The sequence below is a fragment of the Streptomyces subrutilus genome, from assembly GCF_008704535.1.
Lineage (GTDB): Bacteria > Actinomycetota > Actinomycetes > Streptomycetales > Streptomycetaceae > Streptomyces > Streptomyces subrutilus.
In genome coordinates this window covers 2211879-2233029 of sequence record NZ_CP023701.1, presented here as the reverse complement: position 1 = coordinate 2233029, position 21151 = coordinate 2211879, and the positions used below count along the sequence as shown (strand labels likewise).

General features: G+C 73.4%; 17 protein-coding genes. 13 read left to right on the top strand and 4 right to left on the bottom strand.

The genetic code is table 11. The annotated features are described in order from the left end of the window. Positions 1 to 183: 183 nt before the first annotated feature. The 9 genes from CP968_RS09430 to CP968_RS09390 all read left to right on the top strand — a co-directional run bounded on the left by CP968_RS09430 (position 184) and on the right by CP968_RS09390 (position 12561). Complete coding sequence (locus CP968_RS09430) at positions 184 to 1629, top strand: aldehyde dehydrogenase family protein (RefSeq protein WP_150517578.1); 1446 nt, start codon at positions 184 to 186, stop codon at positions 1627 to 1629. Positions 1630 to 1817: 188 nt separating this feature from the next. After that, entirely contained in the window at positions 1818 to 3794 is a 1977-nt protein-coding gene (locus CP968_RS09425) for an acyl-CoA dehydrogenase family protein (RefSeq protein WP_150517577.1), read from the top strand. 96 nt (positions 3795 to 3890) lie between these two features. Continuing rightward, positions 3891 to 5255, top strand: coding sequence for a serine/threonine-protein kinase (locus tag CP968_RS09420; RefSeq protein ID WP_150517576.1), 1365 nt, complete (start codon positions 3891 to 3893; stop codon positions 5253 to 5255). Between the two features lie 20 nt (positions 5256 to 5275). Continuing rightward, entirely contained in the window at positions 5276 to 6529 is a 1254-nt protein-coding gene (dxr, locus tag CP968_RS09415) for a 1-deoxy-D-xylulose-5-phosphate reductoisomerase (protein ID WP_150517575.1), read from the top strand. Beyond that, positions 6526 to 7827 (top strand): M50 family metallopeptidase, encoded by a 1302-nt coding sequence (locus CP968_RS09410; protein ID WP_150517574.1) that lies wholly within the window; start codon positions 6526 to 6528, stop codon positions 7825 to 7827. The genes dxr and CP968_RS09410 overlap by 4 nt, the downstream gene beginning before the upstream one ends. A 211-nt stretch (positions 7828 to 8038) precedes the next feature. Continuing rightward, positions 8039 to 9196, top strand: a complete 1158-nt coding sequence (ispG, locus tag CP968_RS09405; RefSeq protein ID WP_150517573.1) for a flavodoxin-dependent (E)-4-hydroxy-3-methylbut-2-enyl-diphosphate synthase — start codon at positions 8039 to 8041, stop codon at positions 9194 to 9196. Positions 9197 to 9379: 183 nt separating this feature from the next. Beyond that, positions 9380 to 10222, top strand: a complete 843-nt coding sequence (locus CP968_RS09400; RefSeq protein WP_150521826.1) for a GNAT family N-acetyltransferase — start codon at positions 9380 to 9382, stop codon at positions 10220 to 10222. A gap of 59 nt (positions 10223 to 10281) precedes the next feature. After that, on the top strand, positions 10282 to 10824 hold the full coding sequence (locus CP968_RS09395; RefSeq protein ID WP_189828962.1) for a GNAT family N-acetyltransferase: 543 nt from the start codon (positions 10282 to 10284) through the stop codon (positions 10822 to 10824). Between the two features lie 42 nt (positions 10825 to 10866). Continuing rightward, positions 10867 to 12561, top strand: a complete 1695-nt coding sequence (locus CP968_RS09390; RefSeq protein ID WP_150517572.1) for a proline--tRNA ligase — start codon at positions 10867 to 10869, stop codon at positions 12559 to 12561. 204 nt (positions 12562 to 12765) lie between these two features. Here the strand turns inward: CP968_RS09390 and CP968_RS09385 are convergent, their stop codons facing one another. The 4 genes from CP968_RS09385 to CP968_RS09370 are packed head-to-tail and all read right to left on the bottom strand — an operon-like array spanning position 12766 to position 15702. Next, positions 12766 to 13743: a slipin family protein gene (locus CP968_RS09385; protein ID WP_150517571.1), complete on the bottom strand. Its 978-nt coding sequence runs from the start codon at positions 13741 to 13743 to the stop codon at positions 12766 to 12768. Between the two features lie 42 nt (positions 13744 to 13785). Continuing rightward, a complete protein-coding gene (locus CP968_RS09380) occupies positions 13786 to 14688 on the bottom strand; it encodes an aminoglycoside phosphotransferase family protein (RefSeq protein WP_150517570.1) in 903 nt (300 codons plus the stop codon). A gap of 16 nt (positions 14689 to 14704) precedes the next feature. Beyond that, positions 14705 to 15157, bottom strand: a complete 453-nt coding sequence (locus tag CP968_RS09375) for a DUF4439 domain-containing protein (protein WP_167536778.1) — start codon at positions 15155 to 15157, stop codon at positions 14705 to 14707. Then, positions 15154 to 15702, bottom strand: coding sequence for a hypothetical protein (locus CP968_RS09370; protein WP_150517568.1), 549 nt, complete (start codon positions 15700 to 15702; stop codon positions 15154 to 15156). Before CP968_RS09370 ends, CP968_RS09375 begins: the two co-directional genes overlap by 4 nt. Before the next feature lie 154 nt (positions 15703 to 15856). Here CP968_RS09370 and rimP point away from each other — a divergent pair, with 154 nt between their 5' ends. The 4 genes from rimP to infB all read left to right on the top strand — a co-directional run bounded on the left by rimP (position 15857) and on the right by infB (position 21107). Further along, the gene (rimP, locus tag CP968_RS09365) at positions 15857 to 16354 is read left to right on the top strand and encodes a ribosome maturation factor RimP (RefSeq protein WP_150517567.1); all 498 of its coding nucleotides are present in this window, start codon (positions 15857 to 15859) and stop codon (positions 16352 to 16354) included. A gap of 2 nt (positions 16355 to 16356) precedes the next feature. Then, entirely contained in the window at positions 16357 to 17361 is a 1005-nt protein-coding gene (gene nusA, locus CP968_RS09360) for a transcription termination factor NusA (RefSeq protein WP_150517566.1), read from the top strand. Between the two features lie 178 nt (positions 17362 to 17539). Next, complete coding sequence (locus CP968_RS09355; RefSeq protein ID WP_150517565.1) at positions 17540 to 17827, top strand: YlxR family protein; 288 nt, start codon at positions 17540 to 17542, stop codon at positions 17825 to 17827. Positions 17828 to 17975: 148 nt separating this feature from the next. Next, the gene (infB, locus tag CP968_RS09350) at positions 17976 to 21107 is read left to right on the top strand and encodes a translation initiation factor IF-2 (protein ID WP_150517564.1); all 3132 of its coding nucleotides are present in this window, start codon (positions 17976 to 17978) and stop codon (positions 21105 to 21107) included. The last annotated feature ends 44 nt before the right edge of the window (positions 21108 to 21151 follow it).

The following is a 21151-nucleotide window of genomic DNA, read 5'->3' as shown; positions in this document are numbered from 1 at the left end:
CCCGGCGTCGTCCCCTCCCGCCCGGCCCCGGCGCCGTGCACGCCCCGCCGCTCCCGGACAGTGACAAACCGGCGCGCCCCGGGCGCCGGGTACTACACCCCGGACAAACGACGAATCCCCGGCCGGGTCCTACGGTGGGGGTGACAACGACCCACCGCACAGATCCGAAGGGCCGGGACCCGCATGACTTCCACCCACGCCTTCTGGCTCGCCGGCCGTCAGGCCACCGGCGAGGACAGCTTCGACGTCCGCTCCCCGTGGGACGGCCGCCCGGTCGCCGCCGTGAGCGTGCCGACCGACGCCCAGGTCGAAGAGGCGGTGGCCGCGGCGCACGCCGTGACCGCGGAATTCTCCGCGACGCCCGCCCACGTCCGTGCGGCCGCCCTGGACCACGTGTCCAAGCGGCTCGCCGAGCGCACCGAGGAGATCGCCCAGCTGATCTCCGCCGAGAACGGCAAGCCGGTCAAGTGGGCGCGCGGCGAGGTCGGCCGCGCCGTGTCCGTGTTCCGCTTCGCGGCCGAAGAGGCCCGCCGCTTCAACGGCGGAGAGGCCCAGCGCCTGGACACCGACGCCGGCGGCGTCGGCCGCCTCGCCCTGACCCGCCGCTTCGTCAAGGGTCCGGTCCTCGGCATCGCGCCGTTCAACTTCCCGCTGAACCTGTGCGCCCACAAGGTCGCCCCGGCCATCGCCGTCGGCGCGCCCATCATCCTCAAGCCCGCCCCGGCCACCCCGCTCTCCGCGCTCGTCCTCGGCGAGCTGCTGGCCGAGACCGACCTCCCGGCCGGCTCCTGGTCGGTCCTGCCGGTCGCCAACGACAAGATGCCGGCCCTGGTGAAGGACGAGCGCCTGCCCGTCATCTCCTTCACCGGCTCCGACACCGTCGGCTACGCCATCCAGCAGTCGGTGCCCCACAAGCACTGCACCCTGGAGCTCGGCGGCAACGCCGCGGCCGTGGTCCTCGCCGACTGGTCCTCCGAGGCCGACCTCGACTGGGCCGCGACCCGCATCGCGACCTTCTCCAACTACCAGGCCGGCCAGTCCTGCATCTCCGTGCAGCGCGTGATCGCCGACGCCTCCGTCTACGACCGCCTCGTCGGGAAGGTCGTCGACAAGGTCCGGGCGCAGGTCACCGGCGACCCGTCCGACGCGGCCACCGACGTCGGCCCGCTCGTCTCCGAGGACGCCGCCAAGCGCGTGGAGTCCTGGGTCGAGGAGGCCGTCGCCGCCGGCGCCGAGCTCCTCACCGGCGGCAAGCGCGCCGGCGCCACCGTCGAGCCGACCGTCCTCGCCGGGGTCCCGGCCGGCGTCAAGCTCGCCACCGAGGAGGTCTTCGGACCGGTCCTCACCCTGAAGCGGGTCGAGAACACCGACGAGGCCTTCGCCGCCGTCAACGACTCGAAGTTCGGCCTGCAGACCGGCGTCTTCACCCGCGACATCCAGGTCGCCTTCCGCGCCCACCGCGAGCTGGAGGTCGGCGGCGTGATCATCGGCGACGCGCCCTCCTACCGCGCCGACCAGATGCCGTACGGCGGCGTCAAGCAGTCCGGCGTGGGGCGCGAGGGCGTCCGCTACGCGATGGACGACTACACGTACGAGCGGGTGCTGGTCCTGACCGGCCTCGACATCTGATCCGTACGGCCCACGAGCCGACGGCCGGAGCCCACTGTGCGGGGGCTCCGGCCGTCTTCGCGTTCCCCCACCCTGCCCAATCCCGCTTTTCGGGCGCCCGCGAGCGGGTACGACTCACCACGTAGGACCGTCCGATCATCCGTTCATCAGGTGAACGACCCGACTCCGGCGGCGAGGTGAGTCCCCGCATGTCCGCACCACAGCCCGTACAGCCCGTACAGCCCGGCGGCACGCAGCCCAAGGTGACCGAGCGCGAGGCACGGCAGGTCGCCGAGGCGGCCCGCGAGCAGGACTGGCGCAAGCCCAGCTTCGCCCGGGAGCTCTTCCTCGGGCGCTTCCGGCTCGACCTGATCCACCCCCACCCCCTCCCCGCCGACGAGGACGTCCGGCGCGGCGAGGCCTTCCTGGCCCGGCTGCGGGAGTTCTGCGAGCGCGAGCTCGCCGCGGGCCTGCCCGCCCGCATCGAGCGCGAGGCGCGGATCCCCGACGAGACCGTGCGCGGCCTCAAGGAACTCGGCGCCCTCGGCATGAAGATCGACCCCCGGTACGGGGGACTGGGCCTCACCCAGGTCTACTACAACAAGGCCCTCGCCCTCGTCGGCTCCGTCAGCCCCGCCATCGGCGCGCTGCTCTCCGCGCACCAGTCGATCGGCGTGCCGCAGCCGCTGAAGATGTTCGGCACGCAGGAGCAGAAGGACGCCTACCTGCCGCGCTGCGCCACCACCGCCGTCAGCGCCTTCCTGCTCACCGAGCCCGACGTGGGATCCGACCCGGCCCGCCTGGCCACCACGGCCGTCCCGGACGGGGACGACGGCTACGTCCTCGACGGGGTGAAGCTGTGGACCACCAACGGGGTGGTCGCCGACCTCCTCGTCGTCATGGCGCGCGTCCCGAAGTCCGAGGGCCACCGCGGCGGCATCACCGCCTTCGTGGTGGAGGCCGACTCGCCGGGCATCACCGTCGAGCACCGCAACGCCTTCATGGGCCTGCGCGGACTGGAGAACGGCGTCACCCGCTTCCACCGGGTGGCGGTCCCCGCCGCCCAGCGCATCGGCGCCGAGGGCGCCGGCCTGAAGATCGCGCTGACCACCCTCAACACCGGCCGGCTGTCACTGCCCGCCCTCTGCGTCGGCGCCGGCAAGTGGTGCCTGAAGATCGCCCGTGAATGGTCCGGCGTGCGCGAGCAGTGGGGCCGCCCGGTCGCCCGGCACGAGGCCGTCGGAGCCAAGGTCTCCTTCATCGCCGCCACCACCTTCGCCCTGGAGGCCGTGGTCGACCTCGCCTCCCAGATGGCCGACGAGGACCGCAACGACATCCGCATCGAAGCGGCCCTCGCCAAGCTCTACGGCTCCGAGATGGCCTGGCTGATGGCCGACGAACTGGTCCAGATCCGCGGCGGACGCGGCTTCGAGACCGCCGAGTCCCTCGCCGCCCGCGGCGAGCGGGCCGTCCCCGCCGAACAGATGCTGCGCGACCTGCGGATCAACCGGATCTTCGAGGGCTCGACCGAGATCATGCACCTGCTCATCGCCCGGGAGGCGGTCGACGCCCACCTGTCGGTGGCCGGCGACCTCATCGACCCGGAGAAGGACCTCGGAGACAAGGCCAGGGCCGGGGCCAGGGCGGCCGGCTTCTACGCCCGCTGGCTGCCGAAGCTGGCCACCGGGGCCGGCCAGGTGCCGGGCACGTACCGGGAGTTCCACCCCGCCGGCCACCCCGACCTCGCCACCCACCTGCGCTACGTCGAGCGGACCTCCCGCAGACTCGCCCGGTCGACCTTCTACGCCATGTCCCGCTGGCAGGGCCGCATGGAGACCAAGCAGGGCTTCCTCGGCCGGATCGTGGACATCGGCGCCGAACTCTTCGCGATGAGCGCGGCCTGCGTCCGCGCCGAGCACCTGCGCGCCGCCGGCGCGCACGGCCGCGAGGCGTACCAGCTGGCCGACGCCTTCTGCCGGCAGTCCCGGCTGCGCGCGGACGAGCTCTTCGGCCGGCTCTGGTCCAACACCGACGACCTCGACCGCAAGGTCGTCGAGGGCGTGCTCACCGGCACCTACACCTGGCTGGAGGAGGGCGTCCTGGACCCCTCCGGCGACGGCCCCTGGATCGCCGACGCCGCCCCGGGCCCCTCCGAGGAGGAAAACGTGCACCGCCCGCTCCGCTGACCTGCGATCATCGACACCAGCCGGACGGATGTACGGGTACGGGTACGGGTGCGCCCACGGGACACCCGTACGGGCACGAGCGCGAGGCGGGCAGCGATGTCGACGGCCGGGGAAGACCGCAACAGCCGACGGCTGGCGTGGTGCGTGGCGCACGTCCTGCGCCACGCACCGGACCGCATCGCCCTGGCCCTGCTGGACCGGCTCGGCCGCTCCGACCCCGCCGCCCGCACCTACCTGTGCCGCGACGAGTGGCTCCCCGCCTCCGCCGTCACCCTGCTGCTGCGCCACGGCACCGACTCCGACCGGCACTACGTGGCCCGCAACCCCCGCGTCGTCGGCCGGCCGCTGCCCGGTCTGCCCGGCCCCGTCCGGTACGCGAAGCACCGCACCCCGCCCGAACTGGCGGCCCTGCTCCGCGCCGAGCTCGGCCGGGACCCCGCCGACGGCCCCCTCACCACCCCCGAAGTCACCGGCCTGCTGCGCCGGCACGGCGCCCGCCGGCCCCGGACGGCCCTGGAGGTCCTGCGGCTCCCGCACGCGCTCGACCCCGCCCTGCTGGCCGCCGAGCACGCCCGCCGGCCGCTGCCGCCCGGCGCCGTCGAAGCCCTGCTGCTCGTCGCCGACCTGCCCCCGCACACCGTCCGCGCGCTGCTCGCCCCCTCCGCCGCCCCGCGCGAGGAACCGGCCTGGCACCGGCCCGCCGTCCGCGCCGTCCGGATGGGCCGGCTCACCCACGAGGAGCTCGTCGGCTGCGTGACCCCGGCCCGGCGCGCGCTGCTCCTGTGCGACCTCCCGGCCCGCCCCGGCCTGCGCTGGACCCTCCCCGAACTGGCCGGCCTGCGCACCGCCGCGCTCCGGGCGCTGGCCCCGCTGGGCGACGACCCCCGCCTCTGGGCCGAGCTGCTGCGCCGCGCCCCCGGCTTCCCCGGACCGCTGCCCGACCTGGTGGCCGCCGTCGTCGCCGGCCCGCGGGGCCCTGCCGCACCCGTACCGGCCGCACCCGTACCGGCCGGGCCCGTCCCCCCCGACGGCGCACTGCCGCGCGCCGTGCGCCGGCTGGCCCCGGCCGCCGTCGAGCCGGTCGGCGAGGTGGAGCGCGAACTCGCCCTGGCCAGCCTCGCCGTCCCCATGGAGACCGTCGAGGAGGACATCCGCTGGGTCCGGGACTGCCTGGACCGGGGGCTGCTCACCGGCACCGACGTGGTCCGGCACAAGCTGCCGGCCTGCTGGGCGCTGGACGAGGACCACTGGCTCGGCGAAGTGGACCACCCCGACCGGCACGACCGGCCCGAGGCCGTGCTCGCCGCCCGCGCCGAGGCGGACCGGCTCTTCGACCTGGCCCTCGGCACCGACCCGGACGCCTGGTGGGAGGCGGCCCGCACCCTCCCCGACTTCGCCGGAACCCTCCCGCACCTCCTCCTGCGGGTCACCGACGGGGGCTCCGTGCCCAAGCCGTCCTGACTTCCGGCAACAATGGGGGCATGAGCGACCGCCCAGCCCCCCTCGCCGATCCGCACGTCCTCTTCGACCCCGCGGCCGGCCGCCGGGACATCGTGATCCTCGGATCCACCGGCTCCATCGGCACCCAGGCCATCGACCTGGCCCTGCGCAACCCGGACCGGTTCCGCGTGAGCGCCCTCTCCGCCGCCGGCGGACGGGTGGGGCTGCTGGCCGAGCAGGCCCGGCTGCTGCGGGTGCGCACGGTGGCCGTCGCCCGCCAGGACGCCGTACCGGCCCTGAAAGAGGCGCTGAGCGCCCAGTACGGCGCGGCCGAGCCGCTGCCCGAGATCCTGGCCGGGCCCGACGCGGCCACCGACCTCGCGGCCTCCGCGTGCCACACCGTCCTCAACGGCATCACCGGGTCGATCGGGCTCGCGCCCACCCTCGCCGCGCTGCGGGCCGGACGGACCCTGGCCCTCGCCAACAAGGAGTCGCTGATCGTCGGCGGCCCCCTGGTCAAGGCCCTGGCGAAGCCCGGCCAGATCATCCCGGTCGACTCCGAGCACGCGGCGCTCTTCCAGGCCCTGGCCGCCGGCACCCGCGCCGACGTCCGCAAGCTCGTGGTCACCGCCTCCGGCGGCCCCTTCCGCGGACGCACCCGTGAGCAGCTCGCCGGGGTCACCGTCCAGGACGCGCTGGCCCACCCCACCTGGGCGATGGGACCGGTGATCACCATCAACTCGGCGACCCTGGTCAACAAGGGGCTGGAGGTCATCGAGGCGCACCTGCTCTACGACATCCCCTTCGAGCGCATCGAGGTCGTGGTCCATCCGCAGTCCTACGTCCACTCGATGGTGGAGTTCACGGACGGCTCCACGCTCGCCCAGGCGACCCCGCCCGACATGCGCGGCCCCATCGCCGTCGGCCTCGGCTGGCCCCAGCGGATCCCGGACGCGGCCCCCGCCTTCGACTGGACCAAGGCCTCCACCTGGGAGTTCTTCCCCCTGGACACCGAGGCCTTCCCCGCGGTGGGCCTGGCCCGGCACGTGGGCGCGCTCGGCGGCACCGCCCCGGCCGTCTTCAACGCGGCCAACGAGGAGTGCGTCGGGGCGTTCCTGGCCGGTCGGCTGCCGTTCACAGCAATCATGGATACCGTCTCTGCCGTGGTCGATGAGCACGGGACACCGGAACCGGGAACTTCCCTGACCGTCCGGGACGTCCTTGAGGCGGAGGCCTGGGCCAGGGCCCGGGCGCGGGAGATGGCGGCCGGTGCCGCCGTGGAGGCTGGCGCATGACGGTTCTGATGACGGTGCTCGGGGTCGTGATCTTCGCGGTGGGGCTGCTGGTCTCCATCGCCTGGCACGAGCTGGGCCACCTGTCCACGGCCAAGATCTTCGGCATCCGGGTGCCGCAGTACATGGTCGGCTTCGGCCCGACGATCTGGTCGCGGATGAAGGGCGAGACCGAGTACGGCATCAAGGCCATCCCGATGGGCGGCTACATCCGCATGATCGGGATGTTCCCGCCCGGCGAGGACGGCAGGGTCACGGCCCGCTCGACCTCGCCGTTCCGGTCGATGATCGAGGACGCCCGCTCGGCGGCCTACGAGGAGCTCCGCCCCGGCGACGAGGACCGGCTCTTCTACACGCGCAAGCCGTGGAAGCGCGTGATCGTGATGTTCGCCGGACCGTTCATGAACCTGGTCCTGGCCGTGGCGATCTTCCTCACCACGCTGATGGCCTTCGGACTCAACACCCAGACCACCTCCGTCGCCTCGGTCTCCGACTGCGTCATCCAGCAGAGCGAGAAGCGCACCAGCTGCGCCGCCGGCGATCCGGCCGCCCCCGCCAAGGCCGCCGGACTCCTGGCCGGGGACAAGATCGTCGCCTTCAACGGCCGCCCCACCGACGACTGGTCCGCGCTGCAGAAGGACATCCGCGCGACCGTCGGCCCCGCCACCCTCACCGTCGAGCGGGCCGGCCGGACCGTCGAGCTCAAGGCGGACCTCATCAAGAACACGGTCGCCAAGACGGACGGCAGCGGCCAGTACGTGAAGGACCAGTACGTCACCGCCGGCTTCCTCGGCTTCGCGCCCGCCACCGGCTACGTGCCCCAGTCCTTCGGCCAGTCCGTCGGCCGCATGGGCGAGATGATGCAGACCGGCGTGCAGTCGCTGGTCGCCCTGCCGTCCAAGGTCCCGGACCTGTGGAACGCGGCCTTCAACGGGGCCGAGCGCGCCCAGGACAGCCCGATGGGCGTCGTCGGCGCCGCCCGGGTCAGCGGGGAGATCTTCAACCTGGACCTGCCGCCCACGCACATCCTGGTGATCTTCCTCAACCTGCTGGCCGGCTTCAACCTCTCGCTGTTCCTCTTCAACATGCTCCCGCTGCTCCCGCTGGACGGCGGACACATCGCGGGCGCCCTGTGGGAATCGCTCCGGCGCAACGTGGCGCGGGTGTTCAGGCGCCCCGACCCGGGCCCGTTCGACGTGGCGAAGCTGATGCCGGTGGCCTACGTGGTGGCGAGCGTCTTCATCTGCTTCACCCTGCTGGTGATGGTCGCCGACGTGGTCAACCCCATCAAGATCACCTGAGTCGGGACGGCCCCGCGACGGACCCGGCAGGCGCTCACGCCCCACCGGCCTACACCAGACGCACCGGAGCCGGGCACACATCGTGCCCGGCTCCCTACGTTCGGGTGGCGCGCCCCGCGGATGCGCGGGACACGCGCTGATTGGCGTAATCTCGAAGGCTGGAGCCCGCCGATCTCGGGACCTTGATCCACACCTTGGGGTTGCACAGCAGATGACTGCCATCTCTCTCGGAATGCCTGCCGTACCGACGAAGCTCGCCGACCGACGGGTCAGCCGCAAGATCCAGGTCGGTTCCGTGGCCGTCGGCGGCGACGCACCCGTGTCGGTGCAGTCGATGACCACCACCCGCACCTCCGACATCGGCGCCACGCTCCAGCAGATCGCCGAGCTGACCGCCTCCGGCTGCAACATCGTCCGGGTGGCCTGCCCGACCCAGGACGACGCCGACGCCCTCGCCGTCATCGCGAAGAAGTCGCAGATCCCGGTGATCGCCGACATCCACTTCCAGCCCAAGTACGTGTTCGCCGCGATCGACGCCGGCTGCGCCGCGGTCCGCGTGAACCCGGGCAACATCAAGCAGTTCGACGACAAGGTCAAGGAGATCGCGCGGGCCGCCAAGGACACCGGCACCCCCATCCGGATCGGCGTGAACGCGGGCTCCCTCGACGCCCGGCTGCTGAAGAAGTACGGCAAGGCCACCCCCGAGGCGCTCGTCGAGTCCGCGCTGTGGGAGGCCTCGCTCTTCGAGGAGCACGGCTTCGGCGACATCAAGATCTCGGTCAAGCACAACGACCCGGTCGTGATGGTCAACGCCTACCGCCAGCTCGCCGCCGCCTGCGACTACCCCCTGCACCTCGGCGTCACCGAGGCCGGACCGGCCTTCCAGGGCACCATCAAGTCCGCCGTCGCCTTCGGCGCGCTGCTCTCCGAGGGCATCGGCGACACCATCCGCGTCTCCCTCTCCGCCCCGCCGGTCGAGGAGGTCAAGGTCGGCATCCAGATCCTGGAGTCGCTGAACCTCAAGCCCCGCCGCCTGGAGATCGTCTCCTGCCCCTCCTGCGGCCGGGCCCAGGTCGACGTCTACAAGCTGGCCGAGGAGGTCACGGCGGGCCTGGAGGGCATGGAGGTCCCGCTGCGCGTCGCGGTCATGGGCTGCGTCGTGAACGGCCCCGGCGAGGCCCGCGAGGCCGACCTCGGCGTCGCCTCCGGCAACGGCAAGGGCCAGATCTTCGTCAAGGGCGAGGTCATCAAGACCGTCCCCGAGTCGAAGATCGTGGAGACCCTCATCGAAGAGGCGATGAAGATCGCCGAGCAGATGGAGAAGGACGGCGTGACCTCCGGCGAGCCCACGGTCGCCATCGGCGTCTGAACCCCGCGGCCGCTCCCGCCGCCCCTCCCGGGCCGGCCCGCGGCCCCTTCCGCAGAACCCGGCCCCGTTCCCGCAGCTCGCGGGCGGGGCCGGGGCCCTTTCGTGACCTGTGGGGCGCGGCAACCCCCAGCGACGCCGGGTACAGTGCGGAGATCAGCAGACTTGCACGGTGAGGCCCCAGTGTTGACGCAGACCACCACCCGGGTCCTTGAGCCCAGTGATCTCGACGCCGCCCTCGAAGTCCTCGGACGCGAGCCGGTCGCGAACGCCTTCGTCACCTCGCGGGTCCAGGTCGCCGGACTCGATCCGTGGCGCCTGGGCGGCGAGATGTGGGGCTGGTACGCCGACGGCGAGCTCCTCTCCCTGTGCTACGCCGGCGCCAACCTGGTCCCGGTCTGCGCCGGACCCGACGCCGTGCGCGCCTTCGCCGACCGCGCCCGCCGCACCGGCCGCCGCTGCTCCTCCATCGTCGGCCCCGCCGAGGCCACCCGGCTGCTCTGGCAGCTCCTGGAGCCCGCCTGGGGCCCGGCCCGCGACGTCCGCTCCCGGCAGCCGCTCATGACCATCGACCACCCGTCCACCACGGTCGCGCCCGACCCGCAGGTCCGCCGCGTCCGCAAGGACGAGATGGACCTGATCATGCCCGCCTGCGTCGCCATGTTCACCGAGGAGGTGGGCATCTCCCCGATGGTCGGCGACGGCGGCCTGCTCTACCAGGCCCGCGTCGCCGAACTCGTGGGCAGCGGCCGCTCCTTCGCCCGCGTCGACGACGGCCGGGTCGTCTTCAAGGCCGAGATCGGCGCCGCCACCCCCGGCGCCTGCCAGATCCAGGGCGTCTGGGTGGACCCCGCCTTCCGAGGCCGCGGCCACTCCGAGGCCGGCATGGCCGCCGTCGTCGCCTACGCGCTGCGCGACGTGGCCCCCGTGGTCAGCCTCTACGTCAACGACTTCAACACCGCGGCCCGCGCCGCCTACCGCCGCGTCGGCTTCCGCGAGGTCGGCGCCTTCATGAGCGTCCTGTTCTGATCCGGGCGGAGTTCCGGGCGGCATACCGGCGGCCCGGTACCGCGCAGTAAGGTCGCCGCATGCTGCCTACCGGAGTCCGCATCGGCCCCCTCGACCTCGCCGCCCGGGTGGACGAGGCCCTGCGCGTGCAGGCCGTCGCCTTCGGGCTCAGCGAGGAGGAGGTCGGCATCCGGCGCTACATCGTCCAGCGCCACATGACCTGCCGGGGCGCCCGCGCCCTGGGCGCCTTCAGCGACGACGGCGCCCTCACCGGCTTCGTGTACGGGATGCCCAACGACCGCTCCCACTGGTGGTCCACCATCGTCGAGCCCCACCTGCGCGCCGGCGGCCACGAGGACTGGCTCGACCACTCCTTCGTGATCACCGAACTCCACGTCCACCCCGGCTTCCAGGGCCACGGAGTGGGCCGCGCGCTCATCACCGCCCTCACCGACGACGCCGCCGAGCCGCGCTCCATCCTCTCCGCCATCGACACCGACAGCCCCGCCCGCGGCCTCTACCGGGCCCTCGGCTACACCGACCTCGCCCGCAGGGTCCACTTCCCGAGCGCGAGCCTCCCGTACGCCGTCATGGGCGCCCCGCTGCCCCTGCTGCGCCGCTGAAACGGTTTCCACCGCCCGCACGGCCCCCGGTAGCCTCCCCGCATGTCTACGCAACACGTGCAGCGCATGTCCCGCCTCATGGCCAAGACCCTCCGCGAGGACCCGGCCGACGCCGAAACCCTCAGCCACCGGCTCCTGGTCCGCGCCGGCTACGTACGGCGCAGCTCGGCCGGGGTGTGGACCTGGCTGCCGCTCGGCAAGCGGGTCCTGGACAACGTCTCGCGCGTGGTCCGCGAGGAGATGGACGCGATCGGCGCCCAGGAGGTGCTGCTCCCGGCCCTGCTGCCCAAGGAGCCGTACGAGGTCAGCGGCCGGTGGTCCGAATACGGCGACCTGCTGTTCCGGCTGAAGGACCGCAAGGGCGCCGACTACCTGCTCGGCCCCACCCACGAGGAGATCTTCACCCTGCTGGTGAAGGACCAGTGCACCTCGTACAAGGACCTGCCGGTCATGCTCTACCAGATCCAGACCAAGTACCGCGACGAGGCCCGGCCCCGGTCCGGCGTGCTGCGCGGCCGCGAGTTCCAGATGAAGGACTCGTACTCCTTCGACGTCTCCGACGAGGGGCTGGAGGAGTCCTACCGGCTCCACCGCCAGGCGTACGTGCGGATCTTCGAGCGGCTCGGCCTCGACCACCGGATCGTGTCGGCGGTCTCGGGGGCCATGGGCGGCTCGGCGTCGGAGGAGTTCCTGGCGCCCGCCGGCGCGGGCGAGGACACCTTCGCGGACTGCCCGGCCTGCTCGTACGCGGCCAACACCGAGGCCGTGACCTTCGCCCTCGCCCCGGTGTCCGCGGAGCACCCGGCCGCGGAGGAGGTGGACACCCCCGACACCCCGACCATCGAGACCCTGGCCGCGCACCTGGGCGTCCCGGCCTCCGCGACCCTGAAGAACCTCCTGGTCAAGGTGGACGGCGAGATCGTCGCCGTCGGCGTGCCCGGCGACCGCGAGGTCGACCTGGGCAAGCTCGGCGAGCACCTGGCCCCGGCCGTGGTCGAGCTGGTGACGGCCGAGGACTTCGCGGACCGCCCCGACCTCGTACGGGGCTACGTCGGCCCGCAGGGCCTCGACAAGGTCCGCTATCTGGCCGACCCGCGCGTGGCCCCCGGCACCGCCTGGGTCACCGGCGCCAACCGGCCCGACACCCACGCCCGCAACGTGGTCTGCGGCCGGGACTTCGAGGTGGACCGCTACCTCGACGTCGTCGTCGTGGAGCCGGGCGACCCCTGCCCCGCCTGCGGGACGGGCCTGCGGCTCGACCGGGCGATCGAGATCGGGCACATCTTCCAGCTGGGCCGCAAGTACGCGGACGCCTTCGGCCTCGACGTGCTGGGCCGCGAGGGCAAGCCGGTCCGGGTCACGATGGGCTCGTACGGCATCGGCGTCTCGCGCGCGGTGGCCGCCCTGGCCGAGCAGACCGCCGACGAACGCGGGCTGTGCTGGCCGGCCGCGGTGGCGCCGGCCGACGTGCACGTGGTGGCCGCGGGCAAGGCCGTCCCGCTGGCCCTCGCCGAGGCGGCCGCCGCCACGCTGGCGGAGGCGGGCCGGCGCGTGCTCCTGGACGATCGGGCGGGACTCTCGCCGGGCGTGAAGCTCACGGACGCGGAGCTCATCGGGGTCCCGTGGATCCTGGTCGCGGGGCGCCGCTCGGCCGAGGGCGTCGTCGAACTCCAGGACCGCGCCGCGGGCACCCGCGAGGAACTGCCCCTGGACGAGGCCCTCGCCCGCCTGACCTAGGGCGTCTCTTCCGGATCGTGCCGGGCCCGCGCCGCCCGGCAGCGCACCTCGCCGCCTTGGCGGAACACCACGTACGTCCAGTGCTCCGGCGTCCCGCCGAGGCGCCGATGCACGGCACCGGACGACGCGGGCTCAACCGGCACGATCCGAAAGAGACGACCCAGCCCTCTTCGGGACCGTGCCGTGCCGGGCGCGGCCCGCCCGCTACGGCCCGGCCGGCCGCTCCGGCGGCCCGGCCGGGTCCGCCGGGAGCTCCGCGGGCGGCGCAGCCGCCGCCTCGGCTCCCGCCGCCGGTGCCGCCGGAGCCGCGGGGTCCACCGGACGGGCGGGCGCCGCCGCTTCCGGCGGAGGGGCCGGGGACTGCGCGTCCGCTTCGAGGGCCGCGGAGGCCGGGCGGGGGGCAGCCGGGGCGGCGCCCGGGACCGGGGCCGCGCGCTCCAGGAAGCGCAGCAGCTCCACGGGGAACGGCAGGACCAGCGTCGAGTTCTTCTCCGCCGCGACCGCGACCACCGTCTGCAGCAGCCGCAGCTGCAGGGCCGCCGGCTGCTCCGACATCACCTCCGCCGCCTGGGCCAGCTTCTTCGACGCCTGGAGCTCCGCGTCCGCGTTGATCACCCGCGCCCGCCGCTCCCGGTCCGCCTCCGCCTGCCGCGCCATCGACCGCTTCATCGTCTCCGGCAGGGACACGTCCTTGATCTCGACCCGGTCGATCTGCACGCCCCATCCCACCGCCGGACTGTCGATCATCAGCTCCAGCCCCTGGTTGAGCTGCTCCCGGTTGGACAGCAGGTCGTCCAGGTCGGACTTGCCGATGATCGACCGCAGCGAGGTCTGCGCCATCTGCGAGACCGCGAACCGGTAGTCCTCCACCTCGACGACCGCGCTGGCCGCGTCGACCACCTTGAAGTACACGACCGCGTCCACCCGCACCGTGACGTTGTCCCGCGTGATGCCCTCCTGGGCCGGCACCGGCATCGTCACGATCTGGATGTTCACCTTGCGCAGCCGGTCGACCCCCGGCACGACCATCGTGTACCCGGGCCCGCGCACGCCCTGCCGCAGCCGGCCGAAGCGGAAGACCACGCCCCGTTCGTACTGCTTCACCACCCGCGACGCGGCGACCGCGTAGACCCCGATGCCCGCACCCGCGGCGACCACCGCTGTCAGCAGTTCCTCGACCATGACGGCCTCCTGCCGGACATACCTACTTATGTACGGTATGCCCTACAACCAGGCCGCGAACTCCCACAACAGCTCCGCATCCCGCCGCCGTCCCGCGGCGAGGGCCCGGTTGCCCGACTCCACCGCCCGGAACAGCGTCCAGCCCCGCAGTCGGTCCCGGTCCACCTCCAGCGCGTCGGCCAGCTTGTTCACCCGGCGCCGCGCGCCCGCGGCCCCCGCCGAGGAGGCCACCTGGTCCTCCAGCCGGTCGCGCACCAGCCGCGCCAGGTCGTACGCCCGCTCGCCGACGAGCGGATCCGGGCCCACCGTCAGCCACGGCGCCCGCTCGCCGGCCAGCACCTTCCCCTGGCGGAAGCTGCCGTGCAGCAGCAGTTCCTCGCCGGGCAGCGCCGTCAGCTCCGCCCGCACCGCCAGGGCCGCCTCCGCGAGCGCCCGCACCTCCTCCGGCGCCGCGCGCAGCGCCTCCGACTGGGCCCGCGTGCGCTCCTCCACCGTCTCCAGGCCGTGCCCGGCCGGCGGCGCCACCCACAGCCTGCGCAGCGTGCCGCAGGCCTCCAGCAGCGCCTTCGTCTCCGGGAGCGAGCGCAGGGAGACCTCCGGGTGCAGCCGCTCCAGCAGCAGCGCCCCGTCCTCACCGTGGTGGCGCGTGTCGAGGACCCGTACCGCCCCGAAGCCGCCCCAGTGGGCCAGCGCGGTCAGCTCGCGGTCGGGCCGGGCGTCGGGGGGAGCCAGCTTCAGCGCCGCCGGGGTCCCGTCGGGGTAGCGGACGAGGACGACCAGGCTGCTGCGCCCGCCCGGGGCCTGCACCCGCTGGGGCTCGACCCCGCGCCGGGCCAGCGCGGCCTCGGCGAGGCCGGGCAACCGCTCCAGCCAGTCCGCGTCCGACGCCGGATCCGGCGTCTCGCCGAGCGCCCGTACAAGCCGCTGCGGCGGTTCGAAAGCCATGCGTGCGTGGTCCCTTTCAGCTGGTCCGGGCCGGTTCGGTGCGTTCCGCCAGCCCAGGGAAGGCTACGCCGACACCGCGCCAGCGCGCCGCGCGCACGGCCGCGGCGGTCAGCGCGTCCGCCGCCTCGCGGCGCAACGGGCCCTGCGCGGCCCGCACCAGATCGGAGTACGCGCCCGCCACCCGGTCCTCGATCTCGGCGGCCAGCCGCTCGGCGTCCGCCGGGGTGCGCACCTGGAACGGCAGGACGTACGCCGCCTCCGCGGCCCGCGGCGCACCGCCCAGCTCCCGTACGGTCCGGGCCAGCGCGTCGCGCCGGGCCAGGTGGCCGCCGTACGCGTCGCGCGCCTCGCCCGCGCGGGCGGCGGCCCGGGCCCCGATCACGCCGTAGCCGTACGCGGCCGCGTGCTCGGCGGCCAGTGCGGCCTGGGCGGCCTCCAGGGGGTTGCCGGCGGCGGGTTCGGGCTTCACGACGCGGCTCCCGGGGTGGAGGTCAGCAGGTAGGCGTGGACGGCGCCGCACGCGGCCACCGAGGCCAGGGTGCGGGCCAGCTCTCCGGGCGCCCCGGCGAGGTCGATGGTCCGGGACTCGGACAGGCCGCGCTCGGCGTCCGCGAGGGCGGTCAGGGCGTCGGCGGCCTTGGGCGGCACCGGCTCGGCGCCGGAGGCGGTGGGCGCGGCGGCGCCGGTGGGCGCCGGCGGCGGGGCGGAAGCCGACCGGGAGGCGGACGCGCTGCCCGCGGGGTCGGGGGAGAGGGCCGCCGCGTGCGCCGCGACGGAGGCGCGCAGCGGCGCGAGCCGCTGCGCCAGGTCCGGATGGGCGGCGGCCGTGGCGTCGTAACGTTCCAGCAGTCGCTCGCTGTCCCGCACGGCCGTTTCGCGCATCCGCCGTTCGAGCGGCACGGCGGAGCCGGCGCCGGGCGAGGCGCCGCCGGAGCACCCGGTGAGCAGCGCGGCGCCGGCCGCTCCGGCGAGCAGGCTCCGTCTCGAGGGTCTGGGGGCCAGGGTCCAGGGCACGTCGGCGTCCTCGGGGTGCGGCGGGGCAGGGTGTGATCACGGTACCCGGGGCCCTGTCCCCAGGGCGGACGGCAACACCCCCCGCGACCGGATACCCTTTGACCTGACGCACGACGGAAACCACAACAGCACACGCGGCCGAGGAGTCACCCGGATGAGCACCACCCAGAGCGACAGGCTGCGCGCATTGCTGGAGCCGCTCGTCGCCGCCAAGGGCCTGGACCTCGAAGAGATCGAGCTGTCCAAGGCGGGCAAGCGCCGGATGCTGCGGATCACCGTGGACTCCGACGAGGGCGTGGAGCTGGACGCGTGCGCCGAGCTGAGTCGTGAGGTCTCCGACCGGCTCGACGAGTCCGACGCGATGGGCGAGGACGAATACGTCCTGGAGGTCGGCTCCCCAGGGGCGGACCGCCCCCTGACCGAGCACCGCCACTACGTGCGGGCGACCGGCCGCCTCGTGAAGTTCCAGCTGGCCGAGGACGGGGAACTGATCGCCCGCATCCTCGGCGTCGACGACGAGGGGCTGGACCTCGAAGTACCGGGCGTGAAGGGCCGCAAGGCGACCGCCCGCCGCATCGCGTTCACCGACATCGCCAAGGCGCGTGTCGAGATCGAGTTCAACCGCAAGGACAAGAAGGAAGAGGAGGCGTAGTCGTGGACATCGACATGAGTGCCCTGCGGGGTCTGGTCCGGGAGAAGGAGATCTCCTTCGACCTGCTCGTCGAGGCGATCGAGTCGGCCCTCCTCATCGCGTACCACCGGACCGACGGGAGCTTCCGCCGCGCACGCGTCGAGCTGGACCGCACCAACGGTCACGTGGTCGTGTGGGCGAAGGAAGACCCGAGGGACCTCGAAGAGGGACAGGAACCCAAGGAGTTCGACGACACCCCGTCGGACTTCGGCCGGATCGCCGCGACGACCGCCAAGCAGGTCATCCTGCAGCGGCTGCGCGACGCCGAGGACGACCTGACCTTCGGCGAGTTCGCCGGCCGCGAGGGCGACGTCATCACCGGCGTGGTCCAGCAGGGCAAGGACCCCAAGAACGTCCTCGTCGACATCGGCAAGCTGGAGGCCATCCTGCCGGTGCAGGAGCAGGTCCCCGGCGAGGAGTACACGCACGGCCTGCGCCTGAAGGCGTACGTGGTGCGGGTGGCGAAGGGTGTCCGCGGTCCGTCCGTGACCCTGTCGCGGACCCACCCCAACCTGGTGAAGAAGCTCTTCTCGCTGGAGGTCCCGGAGATCGCCGACGGCAGCGTCGAGATCTCGGCGATCGCCCGCGAGGCCGGCCACCGCACCAAGATCGCCGTCCGGTCCACGCGTTCCGGCCTCAACCCCAAGGGCGCCTGCATCGGCCCGATGGGCAGCCGGGTGCGCAACGTGATGGCCGAGCTGCACGGCGAGAAGATCGACATCGTCGACTGGTCGGACGACCCGGCGGAGATGGTCGCCAACGCGCTGTCACCCGCGCGGGTGAGCGAGGTCGAGGTCGTCGACTGGGACACCCGCTCCGCCCGGGTGACCGTGCCCGACTACCAGCTGTCGCTGGCCATCGGCAAGGAGGGCCAGAACGCCCGCCTCGCCGCGCGGCTCACCGGCTGGCGCATCGACATCCGTCCCGACACCGAGCAGCCCTCGGGCGAGGGCCGGGACGGGGAATAAACCGGTACCGGCCGGGGCTCCCCGGACGGTAGACAGGATCACGAACGCCGTACACCACGGGCCTCGCACGGGGCCCGTGGTGGTTTCGACAGCGGATCGTGGGACATCGGATCACGACAACATCCGTTCGATTTTTCACCTGAAGGGGTGAGGTCGCTACGGGGAGGTAGACTTAGGCGTGTCTGGCCGGACGCAAGCCCGCGCATGCCCCGAACGCACCTGTGTGGGGTGTCGGGAGCGAGCGGCCAAGAACGATCTGCTGCGCATCGTGGCGGTGGGGGACGAATGCGTCCCCGATCCGCGCGGTACGCTGCCGGGCCGGGGTGCCTACGTGCACCCCGCCGTGGTCTGCCTCGACCAGGCGGTCCGCCGACGCGCGTTCCCCCGGGCCCTCCGGTCCGCCGGGGCGCTCGACACGGCGGAACTGCGCAAAGCCGTGGCCGTCGAGGCCGGGGCGACACCGTAAGACGTAGAACGGCACGGATACCCCGTGCGGTCAGGTACCTCGCGAGTTGGAAGTAGGTCGAGATTGCGATGAGCACTCGATGAGTACGCGATGAGTACGCCCATGAAGTAGCAACGGTCCGGCGTAACCCGGACCTCAAAGGAGCGAAGTGGCTAAGGTCCGGGTATACGAACTCGCCAAGGAGTTCGGAGTTGAGAGCAAGGTCGTCATGGCCAAGCTCCAGGAACTCGGTGAGTTCGTCCGTTCGGCGTCCTCGACGATCGAGGCGCCTGTCGTACGCAAGTTGACCGACGCGCTGCAGGGCCCCGGCGGCAACGCCGGCAAGTCCGCCGCGAAGCCGGGTGCGCCCCGCAAGGCCGCGCCCGCCAAGCCCGGGGCGCCCACCCCGGGTGCCGCTGCACGTCCCGGCGCGCCGAAGCCCGGCGCACCGGCCCCCAAGCCGGTCGTCGCGGAGGCTCCGGCCCCCGCAGCGCCCGCACCGGTGACCCCGGCCGCCTCCGGCCCGCGTCCCGGTCCGAAGGCCCCGGCCGCCCCGAAGCCCGCTCCGGCGGCTCCCGTGGTGACCGAGTTCTCCGCGCCTCCGGCGGCCCCGGCCGCCCCGGCGCGCACCGAGCGCCCCGCCGCGGCTCCCGGCCCCCGTCCGGCGCAGCAGCGTCCGGCCCAGGGCCAGGGCGGCCAGCCCGGCGCCCGTCCCGGCGCCCCGCGCCCGGCCGGCACCGCCCCCGGCGGTCCGTCCCAGCGTCCCGCCGGCGGTGCCGGTGCCCCGCGTCCGCAGGGCGCCCGTCCGGCCGGTCCCCGTCCGGGCAACAACCCCTTCACCTCTGGTGGCTCCACCGGCATGGCGCGCCCGCAGGCGCCCCGTCCGGCCGGCGCTCCCCGTCCCGGTGCCCCCGGCGCCGGCGGCGGCCAGGGTGCCCCCCGTCCGCAGGGCGGTCCCGGCGGCGCTCCGCGTCCGCAGGGCCAGGGCGCCGGTCGCCCGACCCCGGGCGGCATGCCGCGTCCGCAGGGCGGTGCCCCGCGTCCCGGTGGTGCTCCCGGCGGTAACCGTCCCAACCCGGGCATGATGCCGCAGCGTCCCGCTGCCGGTGGTCCCGGTCCCCGTCCCGGCGGCGGCCCCGGCGGCCGTGGTCCCGGTACGGGCGGCGCAGGTCGCCCCGGTGGCGGCGGCGCGCGTCCCGGCGGCGGCGGCTTCGCCGGCCGTCCGGCCGGTCCGGGCTCGCGTCCCGGCGGCGGCGGCGGCTTCGGCGGCCCGCGTCCCGGTGGCGGCGGCTTCGGCGGCGGTCCGGCCGGCGCGGGTGGCGGCGGTCGTCCCGGCTTCGGCGGGCGTCCCGGTGGTCCCGGTGCCCGTGGTGGCACGCAGGGCGCCTTCGGCCGTCCCGGCGGTCCGGCGCGTCGCGGCCGCAAGTCCAAGCGCCAGAGGCGCCAGGAGTACGAGGCCATGCAGGCCCCGTCGGTCGGCGGCGTGATGCTGCCGCGCGGCCAGGGCGAGACCGTTCGCCTGTCGCGCGGTGCCTCCCTCACCGACTTCGCGGAGAAGATCAACGCCAACCCGGCGTCGCTCGTCGCCGTGATGATGAACCTCGGCGAGATGGTCACGGCCACGCAGTCCGTGTCCGACGAGACCCTCGAAATGCTGGCCGGCGAGATGAACTACACGGTTCAGATCGTCAGCCCGGAGGAAGAGGACCGCGAGCTCCTCGAAGGCTTCGACATCGAGTTCGGCGAGGACGAGGGCGGCGAGGAGTTCCTCATGCCGCGTCCGCCGGTCGTCACCGTCATGGGTCACGTCGACCACGGCAAGACCCGACTGCTCGACGCCATCCGCAAGACGAACGTCGTCGCGGGCGAGGCCGGCGGCATCACGCAGGGCATCGGCGCCTACCAGGTGGGCACCGAGGTCAACGGCGAGGACCGCAAGATCACCTTCATCGACACCCCCGGTCACGAGGCGTTCACCGCCATGCGTGCCCGTGGTGCCAAGTCGACCGACATCGCGATCCTCGTGGTCGCGGCCAACGACGGCGTCATGCCGCAGACGATCGAGGCGCTCAACCACGCCAAGGCCGCCGGCGTCCCGATCGTCGTCGCGGTCAACAAGATCGACGTCGAGGGTGCCGACCCGGTCAAGGTGCGCGGTCAGCTCACCGAGTTCGGTCTGGTCGCCGAGGAGTACGGCGGCGACACGATGTTCGTCGACATCTCCGCCAAGCAGGGTCTGCACATCGACTCCCTGCTGGAGGCCGTCGTCCTCACCGCCGACGCCTCGCTCGACCTGCGCGCCAACCCGGAGCAGGACGCGCAGGGTATTGCGATCGAGTCCCACCTCGACCGCGGCCGCGGTGCCGTCGCCACCGTCCTCGTCCAGCGCGGTACCCTCCGCGTCGGCGACACGATGGTCGTGGGCGACGCCTACGGCCGCGTGCGCGCCATGCTCGACGACAAGGGCAACAACATCGAGGAAGCGGGTCCCTCGACCCCCGTCCTGGTCCTGGGTCTCACCAACGTCCCCGGCGCCGGCGACAACTTCCTCGTCGTCGACGAGGACCGCACCGCCCGTCAGATCGCCGAGAAGCGTGCGGCGCGCGAGCGCAACGCCAACTTCGCCAAGCGCGTCCGCCGGGTGTCCCTGGAAGACCTCGACTCGGTCCTCAAGGCCGGTCTCGTCCAGGAACTCAACCTCATCATCAAGGGCGACTCGTCCGGTGCGGTCGAGGCCCTGGAGTCCTCGCTGCTCCAGCTCGACGTCGGCGAAGAGGTCGACATCCGCGTCCTGCACCGCGGTGTGGGTGCGGTCACCGAGTCGGACATCTCGCTGGCGATGGGCTCCGACGCCATCGTCATCGGCTACAACGTCCGTGCTGTCGGCCGCGCCGCGCAGATGGCGGACCGCGAGGGCGTCGACGTCCGCTACTACTCGGTGATCTACCAGGCCATCGAGGAGATCGAGGCGGCCCTGAAGGGTCTCCTCAAGCCGGAGTACGAAGAGGTCGAGCTCGGCACGGCGGAGGTCCGCGAGATCTTCCGCTCGTCCAAGCTGGGCAACATCGCCGGTGTCCTCATCCGGTCGGGCGAGGTCAAGCGCAACACCAAGGCGCGCCTCATCCGAGACGGCAAGGTCATCGCGGAGAACCTCAACATCTCCGGTCTGCGCCGCTTCAAGGACGACGTCACCGAGATCCGCGAGGGCTTCGAGGGCGGTATCAACCTCGGCTCCTTCAACGACATCAAGATCGACGACGTCATCGCGACGTACGAGATGCGCGAGAAGCCCCGCGCGTAAGCGCGAGGCGGTTCGCACCGTGTCGTAGGCAGTCGTGACACCGG

What these genes read in the sequence shown, in the direction of transcription:
- CP968_RS09430 (WP_150517578.1), top strand. Translation starts at nt 184, where the DNA reads ATGACTTCCACCCACGCCTTCTGGCTCGCCGGCCGTCAGGCCACCGGC.
- CP968_RS09425 (WP_150517577.1), top strand. Translation starts at nt 1,818, where the DNA reads ATGTCCGCACCACAGCCCGTACAGCCCGTACAGCCCGGCGGCACGCAG.
- CP968_RS09420 (WP_150517576.1), top strand. Translation starts at nt 3,891, where the DNA reads ATGTCGACGGCCGGGGAAGACCGCAACAGCCGACGGCTGGCGTGGTGC.
- dxr (WP_150517575.1), top strand. Translation starts at nt 5,276, where the DNA reads ATGAGCGACCGCCCAGCCCCCCTCGCCGATCCGCACGTCCTCTTCGAC.
- CP968_RS09410 (WP_150517574.1), top strand. Translation starts at nt 6,526, where the DNA reads ATGACGGTTCTGATGACGGTGCTCGGGGTCGTGATCTTCGCGGTGGGG.
- ispG (WP_150517573.1), top strand. Translation starts at nt 8,039, where the DNA reads ATGACTGCCATCTCTCTCGGAATGCCTGCCGTACCGACGAAGCTCGCC.
- CP968_RS09395 (WP_189828962.1), top strand. Translation starts at nt 10,282, where the DNA reads ATGCTGCCTACCGGAGTCCGCATCGGCCCCCTCGACCTCGCCGCCCGG.
- CP968_RS09390 (WP_150517572.1), top strand. Translation starts at nt 10,867, where the DNA reads ATGTCTACGCAACACGTGCAGCGCATGTCCCGCCTCATGGCCAAGACC.
- CP968_RS09385 (WP_150517571.1), bottom strand. Translation starts at nt 13,743, where the DNA reads ATGGTCGAGGAACTGCTGACAGCGGTGGTCGCCGCGGGTGCGGGCATC.
- CP968_RS09380 (WP_150517570.1), bottom strand. Translation starts at nt 14,688, where the DNA reads ATGGCTTTCGAACCGCCGCAGCGGCTTGTACGGGCGCTCGGCGAGACG.
- rimP (WP_150517567.1), top strand. Translation starts at nt 15,857, where the DNA reads ATGAGCACCACCCAGAGCGACAGGCTGCGCGCATTGCTGGAGCCGCTC.